Source organism: Mechercharimyces mesophilus, from assembly GCF_059818345.1.
In genome coordinates this window covers 77,345-95,273 of record NZ_JCBAPH010000003.1, presented here as the reverse complement: position 1 = coordinate 95,273, position 17,929 = coordinate 77,345, and the positions used below count along the sequence as shown (strand labels likewise).

Genomic DNA, 17,929 nt, shown 5'->3' with positions numbered 1-17,929 from the left:
TACTTCTACCTTGCAGACACTGCTTCAGCACGTGCCAAGCGCTTCGCCTCATCTTTGCGTTTATTTATCCAACGTGCAAGGAAATAACTACCTACGACAAACACCGCAGAGAATACTTGGAGTATGATTCCTTCCCAGGTTGGGAACACACCAAACCACAGGCCCGACCAATATGGCAATTCCAATCCGCGAATCGGATGAATAAACATCCACCCTACCACCTGGAAGGCATGAACAGTGCTTCCTACCATCGTCACCAAAACACTGACGATCATGGCACCTGTGATCACTAGCATTTTTTTATAGGGAAGTTTCATCTGAATTTTAAAGAGAGCAAACCCTATCAGACTTACACCTGTTGCTCCGATGACTACCCCTAATAGTACCGGCTCTGTTCCCGCATCCAAAACGAGTGCTTGTAAAAAGAGGACTGTTTCAAATCCTTCTCGATAGATGCTATCAAAACCAAGCATAGCCATCCCAACCCACTGTCCAATCTGACTACCTGCAATGCTCCACTTCTTCGATTGGAACCCTTTCAGCCATCCTGTCCAATACGATTTATGGAAGAACCAATTGGTAATCAGAAGAAGTAGCACCACCGCAATGAGTGAAACAACCGCTTCTAACTTTTCTCCAAACTGAGCAAGCGACATTAAGATGCCCCGGGCTAAAAACCAGGTAAGAATAGTCGCTACAATGGATGCACCAGCACCCCACCATAGCGGTGCTCGCAAATGCCTGTACTCTGCTTTTTGAAAGCCCGCCATAAGTGCAGCAATAATTAATACCGCTTCTAAACCTTCACGAAAAACAATGATAGCTGAGTTGGTAATAATAGCTGATGATGAGCTTGTTCCACCCAACGCTTCCTGTGACTCTTTCAATACACGGTCCAGTTCGGTATGTGTCTTTTTAAACTCAGTGAGTGGAGCTTTATCTTGAATTAGCTTCGCTAAACCTGTATAGCTCTCTTCTTCTCCATACCAAAATAAATTTTCTAACGGAGAAATATACTGTGGGGCAAATGCAATCAATTTCGCTTCGGGTCCGGTATCCAATATCGCATAAGCTTCCAAGCGTGCCGTTTCCGCTAGATTGTACTGCTCTTGAGCGACAGCCGATTCCATCTGATCCAGTACAGAAGAAATCTCATCAAAATCTCCAGAAGTCGATCGTTTCGTCCATTCAGCTGGTATAATTTCTTCTAACAACGATTGCGTCAACTGTACTTCTTCTTCGATCACAGAGGATTCTACAACTTTCGTTTGCTTATGTGTGTCATCCAACTGTTGCTTCAGTTGATCCAACTGATTGCTGATCTGCTTGGTCTTCTCAGCATTACGCTTCATCAGTTCATCTTCTAAGTCAGCAAAAGCAGAAGCAGCACCATCACAGAAAGTCATCGCTTCAATAATCTCAAAGTCCTTCATCACCTCGTCGCCACTTACCCCGCGTCCGTACTCAATCGACACCAAGGTAAGAAAGCGTTGAAATTGTCCAGTTCGCCGCATTTTTTCTTCCAGTGTTAGTGGTGCAGCTCGAAATCCTTCCAGTTTCTCTTCGATACCAGACAGGAGGGATTCAATGGGCTCTCCCGCTTGAATCCTTTTCTTCAGAGAAGAAAAGGATTCAAGTAACTGCTGATGCTTCTTCTCACCCTGTTGATCGATATAAGAATCTGCTAGGATCAGGTAGTATCCCTCTACGAGCGCACCTTGTTCACTTCCACGGATAATATACCCTCTGTCTACTGTATCCGATATTTGTTGCAAAGTCGTTTCCAACTTGAATTGATACGTATCCAATAAATCTGCATGTACGGATTGCTTCACTTCGGCAAGTGATACATCCTTCTCTTCGGATAGTTGTTCCACTGCCATGGTTGCATCTGCATCGGGACGTGAGTAACGCGTTGTCGGGCGATACTCGCGAATTCTTAACCACGCCCGCGCCGTATCAGCATCCTGCGCCTCCACTGCAGCTTCTACCACTTCTGCCCCACCTTGTAGGAGCCCCGTCCAAATCTGTGCCCTTGCATGGGCAAAATCCAGCTCATTTCCTTTTTGCCATGCCTCTTCCGCCTGCACGAATGCGGAGGCAATTCGTTCGTGCGACTCTTTACTCACTTTCTCTATGTATGGGCTGAGTTGAGTCGTATACATCTCTTTCGCTTTAACTAAATTTTGGCTTTTCCCATTTTTCTGGTCCGATAAGGCTAGTTGCTCCGCTACCAACATCGAGCGAATCAACTCAGCCTTTTGGGCAGGATCTTCCTCCGTGGCCCCTACGGTTGAAGGAAAGAAACCGAGGCTGATCATGCCGATAAGAACCCACATACCCAATCGATATCTCACTCTTTCAAACCCCTTTTAACTAAAACTATTACTCTTCTAACTCAATATCCAGCTTCGCTGCGGCCTGAGTAATTTGTCCAGCAATCGTGGTCGCCCGATGTTGTGCTTCAGAACCCATGATATCAGCATCTTCTGGTGCAAATTCCTTCCCTGCTTGTTCATCATTCGAAATCTCACTCACATACTCCTTCAAATTAGCGAGATCCGTCTTGATTTGCTCTGCTTGGGCCTCATCTTCAGCTGCGATCATTGGGTAGACATTTTCATAGACAATGACTAAACCGCTTAAAATGGCTGTAATATCCTGCAAACGCGAAACCGCTACAAACTGATCAGATGTCGCCTCTTCACCACTAATCGCGCGCGATTCTTTCCAAGCTTGAAAGTACTCTTCCATTGTCGGAATCATGACCACCAAGGCGGTAAATGCTTCACTTTCGGTCGGTTGCCACTTATTCGCCTCTTTGGTGAGATCTTGTGACATCGCCGCAAATCCATCCGCCACACCTTTCATGTGGTTGGCATCAGGCAATACCTCGCCAAACTCAACGTCTCCGTTCCCGTTAATGTCCGCTTCTATTCCTGAAGCTGTCCATTCCGGAACCGTTCCCCACAAAGAGCCTTCAGCTAAATAGAAGTAGTTACCCGGTTGCGATAATACGTTCCCACCAGGAAGTTTTAGATCAAATGAGACGACATCTTCTGAACCCTCACTAGCGGCAATCCCAGCATCCAAATCAATATCAAAATGAGCGAGACTGGGAACTCCAGCGACAACTCCTTCCATTAACTCATAAGAAGAGTTCGCTTGGATAAAGGTTTCTTTACCATCTTGTATAAGTTGACTCACTTTCCCTTCTTCATTTTCCCAAAGTTTCTCATAGTCGAAATTATATTCTTCTGCTAATTGATAATACTGATCCATACTTTTCTGTAGAGTTGCCGTGTCTTCTTGTAATGAGTTGGACTGATCAAGCAAGAAAGATTTGACACCACTTAACTCATGATTTACTTCCGCTTCTTTCTCCTTTACCTCTTCATTCGTCACGGCTTCCTTAGCACAGCCTCCCAATACAAGTGCGACAGTCAAAAATGCGATTACTGCCGATTTCCATTTCGTAGTGAAATGAAGCATATAATAACTCTCCTCTGCGTGAAATGAATACCAATTGTTACTTAACCAATAATGATTACCATTCTCAATAACATTGCGTATATATCTTATCGAGTATCTCCAGTTGCTGTCAACTGGTTTATTAAGGATGACCAGAAGACCCATTGCTAATGAAATGGGTCTTCTGGTCATCCTTAATAAAGGTCACTCTATTAGGGAAAGGTGTCGTCCCCTATTTACATCATCGTGTCACACTGTGACTGTATCGATGCTGAGAAAAAAGAAGGATAAAGGAGCGAAAACAGTAGCTCCTTTGCAGAAAATCTCCTCTTTCCAACAACAGGATCGAGGAGATTTCCCAAAGCAGTGATTTTGCAAAATATTCCCCTTATCGAGTAGCCCCATAACTGCAACGTTTACGTTGTTGAGATGACGGGCTCTTGAAAAGACAAATACCTGTGTGCAAGCGCTACAGCTGTCTCTGCGTCCACGTATCCTGCTTGATCTCCTTCCATATATTGAGCAGTACTCTTCAAGATGACTTTGACATCATTGGGACTTAGACGTGGATTCGCTTCTAGTAACAAAGCGACGATTCCCGCGCAGATCGGTGTGGCCATCGAAGTTCCTGAGAGACGGATATACGTTTCTCCTACCCTATTCTCTGGAAGTTGCTGCTCCAATGTTGATCCCTCTGCAGACAAAGAAACAATATCGGTGCCCGGTGCATACACATCCGGTTTAACCAGCCAATCAATCGTCGGTCCGCGACTAGAATAGGGTGCCTTCTCATCATCGTCTCTTGCAGGCGTATCCAGATCATCTGTTGAACCCACCGTAATGATGACCGGATCAATCCCTGGTGTACTGATGGTTCCAGGGTACGGCCCCGAATTGCCCGCTGCTGCACACACAACCATTCCATGATGCCAGGCAATCTCCACTGCTTGTGCCAGTGGATCATTACGATACGATTCAAATGCCTGTGCTCCTAATGACATAGAAATGACGCGGATGTTGTGCTGTTCTCGATGTTCGACACACCACTCAACGCCCTTGATTACCGTTGATAGACGGCCACTCCCATTTTTGTCCAGAACTTTGATTCCAATTAGATTAGCCTCTGGTGCGGGGGAGATATACAATCCTTCTGAATCTGTTCCATTGCCGGCTGCATCCCCTGCACAATGCGTTCCATGCCCTTGATCATCATACGGTTCTTTTTCTTTATTCACCAAATCAACAAAATCAAGCAAACGGGATTTTGGCTCCATCAAATCCGCATGGGGATGAATACCCGTGTCAATGATAGCAATGGTAACCCCTTTCCCCGTCAATGACTCTTGTTGACGCACTTGATACGCTCCTGTAGTCTTAGAAGCCACATCGAGAAAAGCAGTAACTTCCCGATCATAAAAAATACGATCCACTGCTTCATGTTCCGTCAAGCGTCGAATCGTATCTGCCTCCATTTGACCAGAAATCCCTTCGATCAATGGTAATTCCTCACCCAGTCGATTACAAGAACTCCCCTGACAGATCTTGCGTACTTCGGCTGGGTCCCCTTTCTTGGACAACTTTATGATCACTGGGACAGTATGATCTGCCGGCTTTCGGTAACGACGCTGATTCAGCAGTTGTGCTCTCAAACCAGGATCTAGACGAACGCCTGCTTCCTCAAACCAAACTTTCTTACCCAGGCCCATTTCAATCCCCCCTTTGCTTATTATTTTAATTGGATATGAATTCGTAAAAATCCTTCAAAAAATAAAGGCCATCCCCATAATAGTCGGGTGGCTGAATAAAGTAAAAGGTTTATGCATTTCTTGGAAAGGTAAGTATATCTTTCTCCAAGCGCGTCGAACAGGTATTATCAAACCCTAAATGGCGGTAAAATGGCACCAATTTCTCTGTGCCCTCATCCACAGTGATCCAGATGGAACGTACACCCTTGCTTCGAAAGCGTTCTTCCAACTCACTTGTCAAGCGTGTCGCAATTCCTTGACCTTGAAAATCAGGATGAACAGCTAAGCAATAAAAAAATCCTGTGCCTCCATCCATCGTTCCTACGATGGCCCCAATCACTTGCTCTCCTTCTTCTGCTACCAATACTAGATCGCGATCATGTGCTAGCTGCTTGGCCATCACCTTTAACGTCTCACTCTCTTCCCTACGTACAGCATTTAAATCCCATATAGTAGAAACAGCGTAAATATCGGATAATTGAAAAGAACGCAGACGCATCTTATTTGAGTACCTCCTTGGCACGCTAAAATCCTCTTCACATTTTACTAGATATGCTTCTTCATTTCAATTTGCTCCTACTTAAAGTGCATTCCTAATCCACAGCATGATTGGTCAGTATCATTTCCTTTTTATTTGTACGCTCTTGTGCAAGAAGTACCCACGGAATAAAGAGGACAAAAGCACTCCCGATGAGAAGGGGGAACATCATTTCAATCCAGCGGGAAGTGACCACTACGACCAATAAAGCCGTCCATATACATACAGCGACATAAGCGCTTCGTTCCGATAAATAACGCGATTGCAACATAACTCCTGTATACATCAATCCACTAACCGCATAAGCCGTGTTACTAAAGTACCCCATCATCTCTGACATCAACTGATCCCAGGAAGCAAAGTGCTGCGCCAATCCAACGGAAGGCATTTGCATGAAGAGCTTAGAAACACCTGGAATAATCGTCATCTGAATCATATTGTACAGGAGACAAGCGACCGCACCGATCACCCAAATGAGCAGTGCCAGTTGCGAAATCGAGCGAAACATCGGATCCAGCCTCTTCATCAGTATGAAGAGCACGATCACCATCACCAGCGTAGCCACGCTCCATGCACTCCAACCAACGACCACAAGCGTCTGATTCTCTGATATATAGACCATTCGCTCCAAGTCAGAACCGCGCAATGCTTTGCTTAAAAATAAATACGAGAATACGACTGCCAAAAGATTTAAAGTTATCGAGAAAATAGAAAAGTAAGCGTATAATGAAGGTTGACTCTTATTCATTTTCCTTCCCCTCCTCTCCATCTGTTAAACGCTTGCCATACCTAACCATGCCAAGCTATCGTTGCTTCATCGATCATTTTTACTGACGGATGCTTTGTTAAGTCTTCCATCAATTGAAACAACGCCCCATCTTTCTTCTTTGCTTCAATCATGACATCTAACCGATCGGTTACTTGAGCTGCCCCTTCCAATAACAAAATGGCATCCTCTTTATCCACGTAGTCGGCATGAGAACGGAACTGACCCTCACTTTTAGGGCTCGATAGATGAACTTTCGGAGGGAAATGTTCTGCTTTCCAAGTGGCAACAATACGTGGCCATAACTCTTCCAGCGATTCTCCCTCGCCATTCGCGCGAAAATGATGAATATCGAGCACCATCGGTACACCTACTTCTTCCGCTATCTCTAATGTCTCCCGTGCGGTAAACGTCTTATCATCATTTTCAAGACAGATAAATTCTTGTACATGCTGATCTAATGACGAAAATTGATCAATAAAACGTTGACCAGCTTTTTCCTTACTACCATACGTGCCACCTATATGAATGTTACATTTGTAGTTCGAGTTTAAGCCCATTGCCTCCAACATGCTGATGTGCCGCTTGAGATCGGCTATGGACACCTCAATCACTGCCTGCTTCGGTGAATTGAGTACCGTAAAGTGATCAGGATGAAAACCTGTGCGAATATCGTTTTTGCGAATGATTTCGCCTAGCTGGGCAAAATCCTCTTGAAGTGGTGACAGATAATCCAGTTCCGCCGTCAACTCGTGACCGGCTAGTGGCAATAGTTTAGAAGAAAGACGATAGAAATGGATATCATGTCCGACACAGTGATAGAGAAGACGCTTCGTATTCTGGATATTTTCTCGAGCAATTCGCACCAGTTTTCGAAGTCCTGCGCTCTGATCCGCAATCTTTTTAAACTGTGCCACCGTCATTGTTTTAGAAGGGGACGCATTTTTCACTTGCATACTCATCGCCACAAAGCCAAAGCGGACAATCATCCTTAAATCACCTATTCTCTCTGTATCGCCATCACGAACAACCCTTATTACTAGTATATACCGGGAAGTTGTCATCTAATCATAGTTTTACCCAAACAATTCATTTGCAATGGCGATTGCCGCTTTCAATGCTAAAGCTTTGTCCTCCGTCTCGTGATATTCTGCGTCCGCGCTAGAATCGGCAACAATTCCTCCACCAACATGAAACGTAGCTTGGTTTCTGTAACAAACGATGGTACGAATCACCATACTTAAATCCATTGCTCCACGCACATCCCAAAACCCCAACCCCCCCGCATAGATCCCGCGTCTATATGGCTCTAGTTCATCTAAGATTTCAAGGGCACGAATTTTGGGCGCACCTGTCATTGATCCCCCTGGAAAGATCGCACGTACAGCATCCATCTCTTTCAAGCCAGGTTTCAACTGCGCACATACTGTTGAAACAAGTTGATGGACGGTCGCATAAGAATGTACCTCTAATAATTCAGGCACGGATACGCTGCCTGTGGTAGCCACCTGCCCCATATCATGTCGAACAAGATCGACGATCATTACATTCTCTGCCCGATCTTTTGTATGCGTCGCTAGATCTTTGCGCAACACTTGATCCTCATGTTCTCCTTTTCCGCGTGGCCTCGTTCCTTTGATAGGAGAGCTTTCAAGAAAGTAATCCGGAGTCAAGCGCAACAACCTTTCTGGAGAGGACGAAGCGATTTCCACCTCATTAATCTTTAGATAAGCTGAAAAAGGCGCTGGATTAATCCGGCGCAAAACGCGATACAATTGCCATCCATCGGTATAGAGTGGCGCTGTCATCGGATAGGTGAAACAGGCTTGATAAAGATCTCCACGAGCAATATATGATTGGATTTGCTCAATTTTTTGCCTATAGGACGATGGTGTTTCCTCTGGTATCACGTTGGCTTTCATTGCCCATTTCTGTAACGATAAATCTGGTAAACGAAAGGGCTTAGCCCGTTTCAGATGGTAGGCCATTAACTCTTCTCTGTATTTCCGTAGCTCGGCTTCTGCCTTTTCTTCAGACTCTCCTTCTAATTGCCATTTGCTAATCCAACACCTTCCTGAAAAGCGGTCGCAGATGAGGAGTTTGTCCACAAACATCCAACAACCGTCGGGAACCGGGATCAAGCATTCCCCGCTATTTTTCACGGGCTCTGCAAATTGTTTTTGCTCATAACCCATGTAGCCAACACCACCCGCTAGAAAGGGGATGTCTGCCTGGCTACGATCCATGGAATCGACTCTCATAGTCTCCATGATCTCTTGAAGAAGGTGAAACGGGTCCCCTTGTCTCCTGCGAATCTCGCCTCTTCTCCTATCCTTCACATCATGCTGATCTCCCCAGCTTTCCACAACCAAAAAGGGGTCGCCTCCCATAAAAGAAAAGCGCCCTTGATCCAAGCTATTCCCATCCAGCCAAAAAGCATAGGGCTGTTTGTTATACACTTCAGCAAAGAGTGACTCCATCTCGATAGGAAACGAGAGTTCTTCTGTCCATATGTGCATGAATATCCCCCTTTCTGTTCCATAATAGAAAAGAAAAATTACCATCTATGAGGTGATCGAGTATGTATGTGGGTCGTGACTTACAAGAGCTAAATGACCTTCCCATTGATCAATGGGAACTAGAGGAACTAGCCTATCACCATTTTGTGATGGCACAGCTCTCCCCCTTTATCAATCAAGAAGGGGTTGAGCTTCACCATCAGTTAGTAGATGAAATCGAACGACGGGGAGGACTTCAATTTTCCGATAGCTCCTGGGACCGTGGCTCCCATGTTACGTTCGATTAACACCCAGCGCATCCAGCGCTTTCTGATACACCTTAGGAAAAGCATAATGGGAAAGGGACTCCCGCGCTCCCCATTCCCAGTTATCAAGAAGGGCCGTCTCCTCCGTCAAAACCACTTCCAGCACCGTCACCATCCAGCGACGATGACTAAAGACATGTGTAAAGTTAGCTACTTCTCCTACTAACACCCCGTCCAACTTCCATGAAGTAAGCCCTCGTGCAAGGGCCTCTTCCGCTGTTTCATTCTTCTGCTGGTCCATCGTGGGCAATCCCCACATTCCCGCTAACAAACCTTCAGCTGGTCGTTTTTCGATGATGATGTGCTCACCACGGGTGAGCCATGCCATCACAACAGGGACGGGAGTTGGAGGTTTGGTTTTCTTCTTTACAGGTAATTCCGTCTCAATCCCACTGGCAAAAGCGGTGCACTCTGTTTGTAGTGGACAAAACAAGCACTTGGGCGAGGTTGGGCTACAGATTAGCGCGCCCAGTTCCATCAAGGCTTGGTTAAAGTCGCCTGCTCGTTCAGGAATGAGCTGTGTTGCAATTTCCTCTATTTTCCGCCTCGTACTCACTTTGGCAATATCATCATAGAGAGAGAAGAGGCGAGAGAAAACCCGCATCACGTTTCCATCTACCGCAGGCACTGCCTGGTTATAAGCAATACTGAGAATCGCTCCCGCTGTATAGGGACCCACACCCTTCAAACGAGAAATCGCCTTCAGATCGTCCGGCACCTTGCCTCCATACTCTACTGCCACTTCCTTCACAGCCGCATGCAAATTGCGCACACGTGAGTAATACCCCAGCCCTTCCCACGCTTTCACCACTTCATCATCTGTCGCTTCTGCTAGCGCGTCAATAGTAGGAAATTTGTGTAGAAACCGTTCGAAGTAGGGAATAACGGTATCGACACGTGTTTGTTGCAACATGATCTCAGATACCCATATTCGGTAGGCATCCTGATTTTCCCGCCACGGAAGATCCCGTTTCTCCTGGTCATACCAAGACAACAACGCTTGTTGGATATTTTGTATTGTATCTAGTGGAATTTCTTTTGCTATCTGACTCATATGCTACGAAATAACTCCTTCGCTTCTTTAGGAGAAGGGATTATTCCCCTTCTCCTTTGTGATCTTTACTGATAAAAGGACCTTTTCGCATGAGGGAACCGTCCGATTCCGTCGAAGTGGCATAGTCGATTACACGACGCGGATAAGCCAGCCTCAATCCTTGTTTATTAAATGCTTCCAGCACCGTTTTTCGTATCTCACGTTCCAAAAACCAATATTGATCCGCATCACATAATGTCATCAGGGTAAATTGCGTTCCTTGATCATCGATGCTAGTAATCCCCAAGATAGAGGGAGTTTCCTTCAAATAGGGAGCATAGCGACGGCCAATATCTTGGCAGATCTCATCCAACACGGACCACACATGGGTTACATCCTCTTCATAAGGAACCGTCACATTTACGAGAGGACGCATTTCATCGCGACTGTAATTGGATACTTGGGTAATTTCCCCATTGGAAACATAGTGAAGACGTCCATCCCATGCGCGAATCTGAGTAACCCGCAGGCCAATCTCTACTACAACCCCTTGAATTCCGCTATTCAATTCAACGTAGTTTCCCACTTCCATCTGATTGTCGAAGATAAGGAAGAAACCACTGATCACATCTTTTACTAAGCTTTGCGCACCAAACCCAATGGCCAGCCCGACGATCCCGGCACCAGCCAATAGCGGAGCCGGATTAATGCCAAACCCGCTGTACAAGATCATCAAACCCGCAAGGAAATAAATCACATAGCGAGCAGTGGACTGAATCAGCTTACTAAGGGTTACATTCTTGTTTCCATCCTTACGCAACTCAAACACACGGTTAATGAAACGGTTGGCAAACTTTAATGCGAGGTAGGCAAGAAGGACAATTAGAAGCACTTTGACAGAAGGGTAGATCACCAAATCCAATCCTCCTTGCCAAACCTTTTCCGCTGCCTCTCCCGGATTATCTATCGTTTTATCCACCGTTTCTTTCAATCCACTCTCTGCTTTCTCTAAATCAATCATGAACGTCATACGTAACATTTCACTCCTAATGAATAGATTTCTTCTTCAGGCGACCACCCAGTACATCGTGTACATCCTCAATAGCTATAAACGCATGGGGGTCGTGTTCGGTGACAATACTCTTGAGCTTTGCCACTTCAATACGGGTCACAATACAGTACAAGAGCTCCTTCGGTTCTTGCGTATAGGCACCTTTGCCATAGATATGCGTGACACCACGCCCTAAGCGAAAGAGAATCGCCTCTGCAATTTCATCTGGTTTATCCGATATGATCATGATGGATTTGGATTCATCCAGTCCTTCTACCACAACATCAATCACTTTAAACGCAATAAAATAAGCAATCAACGAATACATGGCACGGTCCCAGCCGAAAACAAACCCAGCACTACCAAGAATAAAGATATTAAAAAACATGACAATCTCGCCTACCGAAAAACCAAACTTCTGGTTGCCGAGAATAGCGAGAATTTCTGTCCCATCCAAAGATCCGCCATTACGTATGATCAACCCCACTCCAATTCCGATCACAATGCCTCCAAAAACAGTCGCCAGGAAAAGGTTTTCTGTCGCCGGATGGATCTCATGGAAGAACGGCACAAAAATAGATAAGAGACCGACTGCTACTAAAGTTGAGAGGGCAAACGTCTTTCCAATCTGTCGATAACCCAAATAAAGAAAAGGAATGTTAATCAAAATTAAATAGATGGACAAGGACAAAGGAGTGATCTCACTGAAGATGATGGATAAACCGACCACTCCCCCATCGATAATTTGGTTCGGAATCAAGAAGAGCTCCAAACCAACAGCTACCAGTAGACTGCCTAGGGCCAGCACTACCCATTTTCGTATCACTTTAAACGCGCGGTATATGTTACTATTCATCGTTCGATAACTCCTCCAATAGTGCCATTCGCATTCACTTCTTTCACGATCGCTTTTGCTCCATTATATCAAAATGGGGTGTCTTTATTTTTCAGCCTTCTTTATAGAAAACCGTCATGGTTGGTGTCACACGCCCCGGATAAAAGCAGCCATCATGGAGGTTCCAGGTTCTCATGTAGCGTGGCGGAGGGTGAGCTTTCATCCCAATCTTAAAGAATCGTTTTCAAATAGTGAAAGGAAGTTTCATCAATCAATAATAGAAATAATTACCATAGCATTTTATCCGTTATCTAGTAAAATAGAATGAAATAGGATCAATTCTTACCGGTCATTTTTTATGCGAAAGGGGGAAGCGGATGAGCATAGGGAAACGAGCTCTATCATCACAGCCATTTTGGTTGGTCATAGGGGTCCTCATTCTGGTCGGTTCGGCTTGGTGGATGTATTGGATTTATCAAGAAAGAACACAACATGAGCAAATCCTGCTGGAAGCGCAGTTCGAATCGATCATCCCCCACCAGTTCGAAAAAAACCGTCTTTATTTCTCTGCCGAAAAACAGGATGGTTCTGAGCATGACTACATACTCGATTTGGATGCGAAAGAGCTGAAAAATGGTTACGGCGACCAATATTACGGAAAAAATTACAGTCGTCATCCTTTGGGAGATACGGCTTGGATCGTCCAACGTAAGAGTACGACACTTCAACTCCATCACAAAAAGCGAAACGAGACAAAATCCATTACCACAAGTTTAGCAGGCTATTGGCCATCACCTAGTGGGCAATTCGTTGTATATGCAGAAAAAAAAGAAGAGCAAGCGAAACTCCATGTTTATCTCGTTGAACAAAAAACAAGCGTCCCACTCTCAGAAGAGATCACAACGGAGGCCTTTCTAGATCCTACTTTTATTCAATGGTCTTCCCAGGAACATCATCTACTAGTCGCAAGCCAAGATCTCTATCACGCACCGAGTGGACAAAAAGTAAAACACATTTCTGGACAAGGAGCTTCATTCGTCCCCAATAGTGACGCCCTTACCTATCTGATGGTACAGAATGAAGAATATACACTGAACAACCCTATCGGTAAAAAAATCATATGGTGGGATTATAAAAGCGACGAGGAACACACTCTTTTTACCGCAAAAGACGAAGGCTGGATTCTCCATCGGCCTTTATGGAGCGATGATGGCAATACGTACACTTTTGCTACTGGAACCCTCATCAATGAGAAAGCACAAATCTCCCGCGTCCATGTGAAAGATCGCCAGCTTTTTCACTATGTGGAGAGCGAGCAAAACTTACTTCCTACCGGACTGGATCATTTGGCACTCAGTGACAACGGAACTTACCTATCCTACACAATGAATGGTGTGTTGAAATTATTAAATCTAGAGACACAACAATCGCGCGTATTTGATGTTTACCCGCATGCGAAAAGAACTAATCCTCACTTTCTCTATTACAAGCCTAGTGGCGTTTGGATCGCTCAATCCCATGAAATTGTTCGGGTGGCTCAAAAGATGGAGGAAAAAGTTATGTATCAGACCCCGCAACAAATTCTCCACTTTTATCTTTCGGAAAACGAACAAAATCTTGTGGTCATTGAAGAAACACCGACAGGTATTCGACTACGACTCATTGATCTGCAAGCGCAAATCACACCCTAAATCCCCTGCTTAGTAAGGTTACTAAACAGGGGCATTTTCGTTTTTCCCTCGCTATCAATTAAAATACGGAGCCAATAATCAAAGCAAGTATGAATATGGTTACCGTTGAGATCCCCAACCACAATCCCAGTCGCTTCAAATCACGAGAGAGAACTTGTACAGGAGGAACCACGTGTTCATTTTTCGCCTTTTTTTGTTTCGTTTTTTTTGCCATGTTTGTTACACTCTCCAATTATCAGACATTTTACAAATTGGTCATTTTGATGTAATATTAATGCAAATGAGACGTCAAGACACCCACGGACACATAGCAGATGGTATGCATATACTATAACAAACCTTTTACATGTTTACACAGACAAGAATCAGGGAAAAACCATACTTGAGGTGAGCCAGTTCATGATATTTTTTGATCGTATGGTTGTTATCCACGAATCTCTAGGAACACCCCGCGTAATTTACTCCCTTCGTAACCAGCTTGATCGCCACAACATTTACAGTGAGCTTAAAGTTTCCCGCAAGCGACTCATTGCCACCTATCAGTTACTTGTTCCCAAAAAGGACGAACAAAAAGCACAAAGGCTACTCAGCCAGTATAAAGAAGCCCTACATGACGCCTAAAGCACCCATCTTACGAAAGTGAATCCCATAAGTAATAAGTAGCATAGCTTTTCCAAGGGCTCCACTTTCGTCCGCGTTGGCGCACTTCTTGTTCTGACGGTTTCTCACTTAATCCATACGCCTTCCATATGGCGTTTCGTAATCCGATGTCAGCAGCCGGCAATAGGTCTTTTCTCCCCAATCCAAAAAGTAAAAAGCACTCCACCGTCCATCTTCCGACTCCCCGATAAGGAAGTAAAACAGAAGATACACTCTCATTATCAACCGAGCGCAAACCTTCCAAATCCAATTTTCCATCTGCAATCTGACGGGAAAGGTCGATCACGTACTCCGCTTTTCTCCGACTAAACTGTTTCTCTTGCAATGTTGCCACTTCCAATCGTGCAACCTGCTCTGCCGTTGGAAAGACAGGAAGACTGATTCCCTGCCATTGGATCGGTGAAGACGCTAACTGCACAAAACGGTCAATCAACGTGACTGCGAATGAAAGATTTAGTTGTTGGCTAATAATCGTCCGCATCAGACACTCATATAAGGATGCATCTCGCACCAAGTGAAAGCCCCAACGCTTTTCCACGATGCCCTGTAAAACGGGATCTCCTTTCGCAAGTTGATAAAAAGGAGAAAGATCCACATCGAGTGAAAACATGCGACCAATCATCTTTTGCAGTTCCTTCTGTTCTTCCAAGGAAGGGTTGCCCGCTACCTGTACATAAAGCATGGCTTCTGGTTCATCTTGCCAGCCAAATCCAATGACGTGTGCGCGGTTGGTCGTTCGCAGAGTACAGTAATGGAGACCATCGCTTTCGGTGAAGCGTGTCTTTGTAAAAGAAAGGAGGCGCCTCATCGTCTTGGCAAACGAATAGGGCACCTGTGGTCGGTATTCCCATGTATTCACTGTCACTTTGGCCCCCTTCTTTTCCCTAGCTTCGTATACGCTCTCTCTTCTCCATTGTACACGTTTCTTACGTGTTGCTCATCACCTAATTGACTACTTCTACTTGATGTCCTTTTTTCACTCCAAATTGACGGGCCGCTGTTACGTCATGCATATAGACATCGATCCGCTTCCCTTGTATCGCACTTCCCGTATCTTGTGCAACAAAATACCCTAGTCCTTCAATATATACCCGTGATCCAATAGGAATGATGTCAGGATCGACGGCGATCGTCACCCCTTCAACAGCATCCGCACCACTCGATGTGACGCCATAGCCAGGATCTCCAGGTTTTTTCCCTGTCGATTCAGGTCCTGAAGTATAAGCGGTAAGAGTAAAGTCCCCCAGCGAGTGTCCTCGTGTCATAGCGGGAACTGCTTCATCACTTGCCTCCACTTTTTTGTCTGCATCGCCCCCCGGCGTAGTGGCTACTTTATCATTCTCACTCGACTTTTGCTTTTCCACTTGCCTTGAGCTTGCTGACTGGATGTTTGGTACCTTCAATTCCGCTCCGATACGAATGAGAGAGGGATTGGTCAATTCATTTATCTTTACCAATGTATCCACATCAGTCTGATACTTCTTGGCTAGTCCATACACGGTATCTCCCTTAGCTACCGTCACCACTTGAAATTGTCCAACATTGGCTTCTACTTCTGGCTCGCTCTCTTTTATCACGTGAGAAGATAGATAGAGTAGAACGAGTACACCAAGAAGTAACAAGCCCCGTTTTATGTACATTTGTGGACCTCCTCATAGATTACTAGATCACTAGATTATCTATCAGGATATCCAACTCCTCAACTTCGTATACTTTATCAAGGAGAGGCGAACCATTTCTCTTTTCCACCAACAGCACGCTAAAACCCTCAATACCTTCACCGTTCCCCATAACGAGAACTTGTAAGAGTTTCACTCCGAAGCACCCTCAGTCCATCATCCTTCTCCTATCGTTTCCTTGAGAACTCACCTAATGCCGATAATGATCTTCGCAACAACAAACAGCAGGTCATCTAAACAGAAGCTTCCCATCTCGCCCTTCACTAGTCCCCTCGTTCCGTACAGCATCGTTCATATTGATCATGAATCCATATCACGCTGAGGAAGAAAATAAGTCCAATCTGAGGGGTCTGGATGGGATGATCATACATCCCATGACTCAAGAGGGCCACCATCAAGGAGGTCAACATACCAGCCAAGCGTTTTTCTACTCGCAAGGAAGCAGATTTTCTCCAGCGTCGTGCCCGCGAAATAGTAGTAACCACTAAAACACAAAAGACGATAATCCCAATGACACCGTATTCACTCGCTACGCTGAGAAAAGTGTTATGTGCATGATTGATATACTCTCCCGTACGTGCAGCAAACAACTCACCAAAACGAATAGGTAACGTTCCTAGAGGCCAATGTTCAAGAAAAATGAGAAAGGAGTTTTGCCAAATTTCTATCCGCACTTTCGCAGTCGCAAATAGCGTTTCTTCTCGCGGTATTAATGTTCGGTTGGTGTATACAAGTAGGGCCAGTGCCACTAATCCCATAAACAAGCCCACCGTACGCTTGCGGTTACCAGTCATCCACACTTGGACCAAAAGACCAATTAACAAGCCAACCCATGCGCCACGCGAGCCTGTAAACCAAATAGCCATACAATAGGTAAAAAAAGAAGCGAGGGCAAACCACTTATGCCATTTCTTTTGCAATACATAGGCAGCATAAATACTGATGAGCGCCAAACAGATAAACAGTGCTGCCGCCAAGTTGGAATTGGTGGAGGTCCCAATGACTCGTGTCATATGGGCATTTTGCAAAGGGTAGTATCCAAATAAAAAGAGGATAGGTTCCTTCACCATCGGGATCCACCCTACACGCTGTAAAACAGCGACTAGAGCGGGATACAAACCTGCCAACCAAAACATCAGATAAACCGTTTGGATCTCTTTCCAAGTCCATCCCAAAGATTTAATCCAGTTCGTTAGAGAAAAATACAGAAAGAAGAGCGCAATAGGCAGGATAAAAACGGGGATTTTGTATATAAAGTAGGGATTTACCACCCAACTGACGATCGACACACAAATAAGTGTGAGGAAAAAAGCTTCGGGCCACGCTATCCCACGCCACTTCTGTCTCTCTTTTAATCCTTTGATGCCCATCCATAATAAAAGAAGCACTGGAATCACAGGAGAAATCAAGATGGATATATATAAGGCAATTAAAAAGCGTTCTTTTTCATTTCGGGATTGAATGTACAGCATTAACCTTCTCTTCATAGGAACCTCCAGAGGTATGTCCGCGCCAGATCGGCAACCAAGAAACCATCCTATTATAACACCATATCCTTTTGTTCGCGCACAAGGATTGAGGGCTTGCATAATATTTGACATGATTTTATCATGATTATATGATAGCAGCAAAACAC

The 17,929-nt window shown here is 44.9% G+C and carries 18 protein-coding genes; 3 read left to right on the top strand and 15 right to left on the bottom strand.

Translation table 11 applies throughout. From position 1 onward, the window contains the following. Nucleotides 1-5: 5 nt before the first annotated feature. The 7 genes from AC6RGY_RS10300 to pabB all read right to left on the bottom strand — a co-directional run bounded on the left by AC6RGY_RS10300 (nucleotide 6) and on the right by pabB (nucleotide 9,039). Nucleotides 6-2,357, bottom strand: a complete 2,352-nt coding sequence (locus AC6RGY_RS10300; RefSeq protein WP_499862662.1) for an FTR1 family iron permease — start codon at nucleotides 2,355-2,357, stop codon at nucleotides 6-8. 28 nt (nucleotides 2,358-2,385) lie between these two features. Continuing rightward, entirely contained in the window at nucleotides 2,386-3,492 is a 1,107-nt protein-coding gene (locus AC6RGY_RS10295) for an imelysin family protein (protein WP_499862660.1), read from the bottom strand. A 395-nt stretch (nucleotides 3,493-3,887) separates the two neighbouring features. Then, a complete protein-coding gene (locus AC6RGY_RS10290; RefSeq protein ID WP_499862658.1) occupies nucleotides 3,888-5,177 on the bottom strand; it encodes a S8 family peptidase in 1,290 nt (429 codons plus the stop codon). Nucleotides 5,178-5,286: 109 nt separating this feature from the next. Then, on the bottom strand, nucleotides 5,287-5,715 hold the full coding sequence (locus tag AC6RGY_RS10285) for a GNAT family N-acetyltransferase (RefSeq protein WP_499862657.1): 429 nt from the start codon (nucleotides 5,713-5,715) through the stop codon (nucleotides 5,287-5,289). A gap of 94 nt (nucleotides 5,716-5,809) precedes the next feature. After that, complete coding sequence (locus tag AC6RGY_RS10280) at nucleotides 5,810-6,502, bottom strand: hypothetical protein (protein WP_499862655.1); 693 nt, start codon at nucleotides 6,500-6,502, stop codon at nucleotides 5,810-5,812. A gap of 41 nt (nucleotides 6,503-6,543) precedes the next feature. Continuing rightward, nucleotides 6,544-7,509 (bottom strand): UV DNA damage repair endonuclease UvsE, encoded by a 966-nt coding sequence (uvsE, locus tag AC6RGY_RS10275; protein WP_499862653.1) that lies wholly within the window; start codon nucleotides 7,507-7,509, stop codon nucleotides 6,544-6,546. A gap of 87 nt (nucleotides 7,510-7,596) precedes the next feature. Beyond that, nucleotides 7,597-9,039 (bottom strand): aminodeoxychorismate synthase component I, encoded by a 1,443-nt coding sequence (gene pabB / locus AC6RGY_RS10270; RefSeq protein WP_499862650.1) that lies wholly within the window; start codon nucleotides 9,037-9,039, stop codon nucleotides 7,597-7,599. Between the two features lie 62 nt (nucleotides 9,040-9,101). Between pabB and yfhS the strand changes: the two genes are divergently transcribed. Beyond that, the gene (gene yfhS / locus AC6RGY_RS10265; protein WP_499862649.1) at nucleotides 9,102-9,326 is read left to right on the top strand and encodes a mother cell protein YfhS; all 225 of its coding nucleotides are present in this window, start codon (nucleotides 9,102-9,104) and stop codon (nucleotides 9,324-9,326) included. Here the strand turns inward: yfhS and mutY are convergent. From mutY to AC6RGY_RS10250, 3 genes are read right to left on the bottom strand one after another with little or no spacing between them, the layout of a single operon-like run. Continuing rightward, nucleotides 9,313-10,398 carry an A/G-specific adenine glycosylase gene (gene mutY / locus AC6RGY_RS10260; RefSeq protein ID WP_499862647.1) on the bottom strand — a complete coding sequence of 362 codons (1,086 nt, stop codon included), beginning with the start codon at nucleotides 10,396-10,398 and terminating at the stop codon, nucleotides 9,313-9,315. The two genes, yfhS and mutY, sit on opposite strands and share 14 nt — an antisense overlap. A 40-nt stretch (nucleotides 10,399-10,438) precedes the next feature. Beyond that, nucleotides 10,439-11,407, bottom strand: coding sequence for a mechanosensitive ion channel family protein (locus AC6RGY_RS10255; protein ID WP_499862645.1), 969 nt, complete (start codon nucleotides 11,405-11,407; stop codon nucleotides 10,439-10,441). A gap of 16 nt (nucleotides 11,408-11,423) precedes the next feature. Further along, complete coding sequence (locus AC6RGY_RS10250) at nucleotides 11,424-12,284, bottom strand: YitT family protein (RefSeq protein WP_499862643.1); 861 nt, start codon at nucleotides 12,282-12,284, stop codon at nucleotides 11,424-11,426. 356 nt (nucleotides 12,285-12,640) lie between these two features. Between AC6RGY_RS10250 and AC6RGY_RS10245 the strand changes: the two genes are divergently transcribed. Next, nucleotides 12,641-13,954: a hypothetical protein gene (locus AC6RGY_RS10245; RefSeq protein ID WP_499862641.1), complete on the top strand. Its 1,314-nt coding sequence runs from the start codon at nucleotides 12,641-12,643 to the stop codon at nucleotides 13,952-13,954. Nucleotides 13,955-14,012: 58 nt separating this feature from the next. Here AC6RGY_RS10245 and AC6RGY_RS10240 read toward each other — a convergent pair whose 3' ends face one another. Further along, nucleotides 14,013-14,168: a hypothetical protein gene (locus AC6RGY_RS10240; protein ID WP_499862639.1), complete on the bottom strand. Its 156-nt coding sequence runs from the start codon at nucleotides 14,166-14,168 to the stop codon at nucleotides 14,013-14,015. 185 nt (nucleotides 14,169-14,353) lie between these two features. Here AC6RGY_RS10240 and AC6RGY_RS10235 point away from each other — a divergent pair, with 185 nt between their 5' ends. Then, nucleotides 14,354-14,575, top strand: a complete 222-nt coding sequence (locus AC6RGY_RS10235) for a hypothetical protein (protein WP_499862637.1) — start codon at nucleotides 14,354-14,356, stop codon at nucleotides 14,573-14,575. Between the two features lie 10 nt (nucleotides 14,576-14,585). Here AC6RGY_RS10235 and AC6RGY_RS10230 read toward each other — a convergent pair whose 3' ends face one another. The 4 genes from AC6RGY_RS10230 to AC6RGY_RS10215 form a co-directional block, all read right to left on the bottom strand. Continuing rightward, nucleotides 14,586-15,473, bottom strand: a complete 888-nt coding sequence (locus AC6RGY_RS10230; RefSeq protein WP_499862635.1) for a DNA-3-methyladenine glycosylase family protein — start codon at nucleotides 15,471-15,473, stop codon at nucleotides 14,586-14,588. A gap of 85 nt (nucleotides 15,474-15,558) precedes the next feature. Further along, on the bottom strand, nucleotides 15,559-16,254 hold the full coding sequence (locus AC6RGY_RS10225; RefSeq protein WP_499862633.1) for a 3D domain-containing protein: 696 nt from the start codon (nucleotides 16,252-16,254) through the stop codon (nucleotides 15,559-15,561). 22 nt (nucleotides 16,255-16,276) lie between these two features. Continuing rightward, entirely contained in the window at nucleotides 16,277-16,429 is a 153-nt protein-coding gene (locus AC6RGY_RS10220; protein ID WP_499862632.1) for a hypothetical protein, read from the bottom strand. Between the two features lie 127 nt (nucleotides 16,430-16,556). Next, nucleotides 16,557-17,780: an O-antigen ligase family protein gene (locus tag AC6RGY_RS10215; RefSeq protein WP_499862630.1), complete on the bottom strand. Its 1,224-nt coding sequence runs from the start codon at nucleotides 17,778-17,780 to the stop codon at nucleotides 16,557-16,559. Between the last annotated feature and the right edge of the window lie 149 nt (nucleotides 17,781-17,929).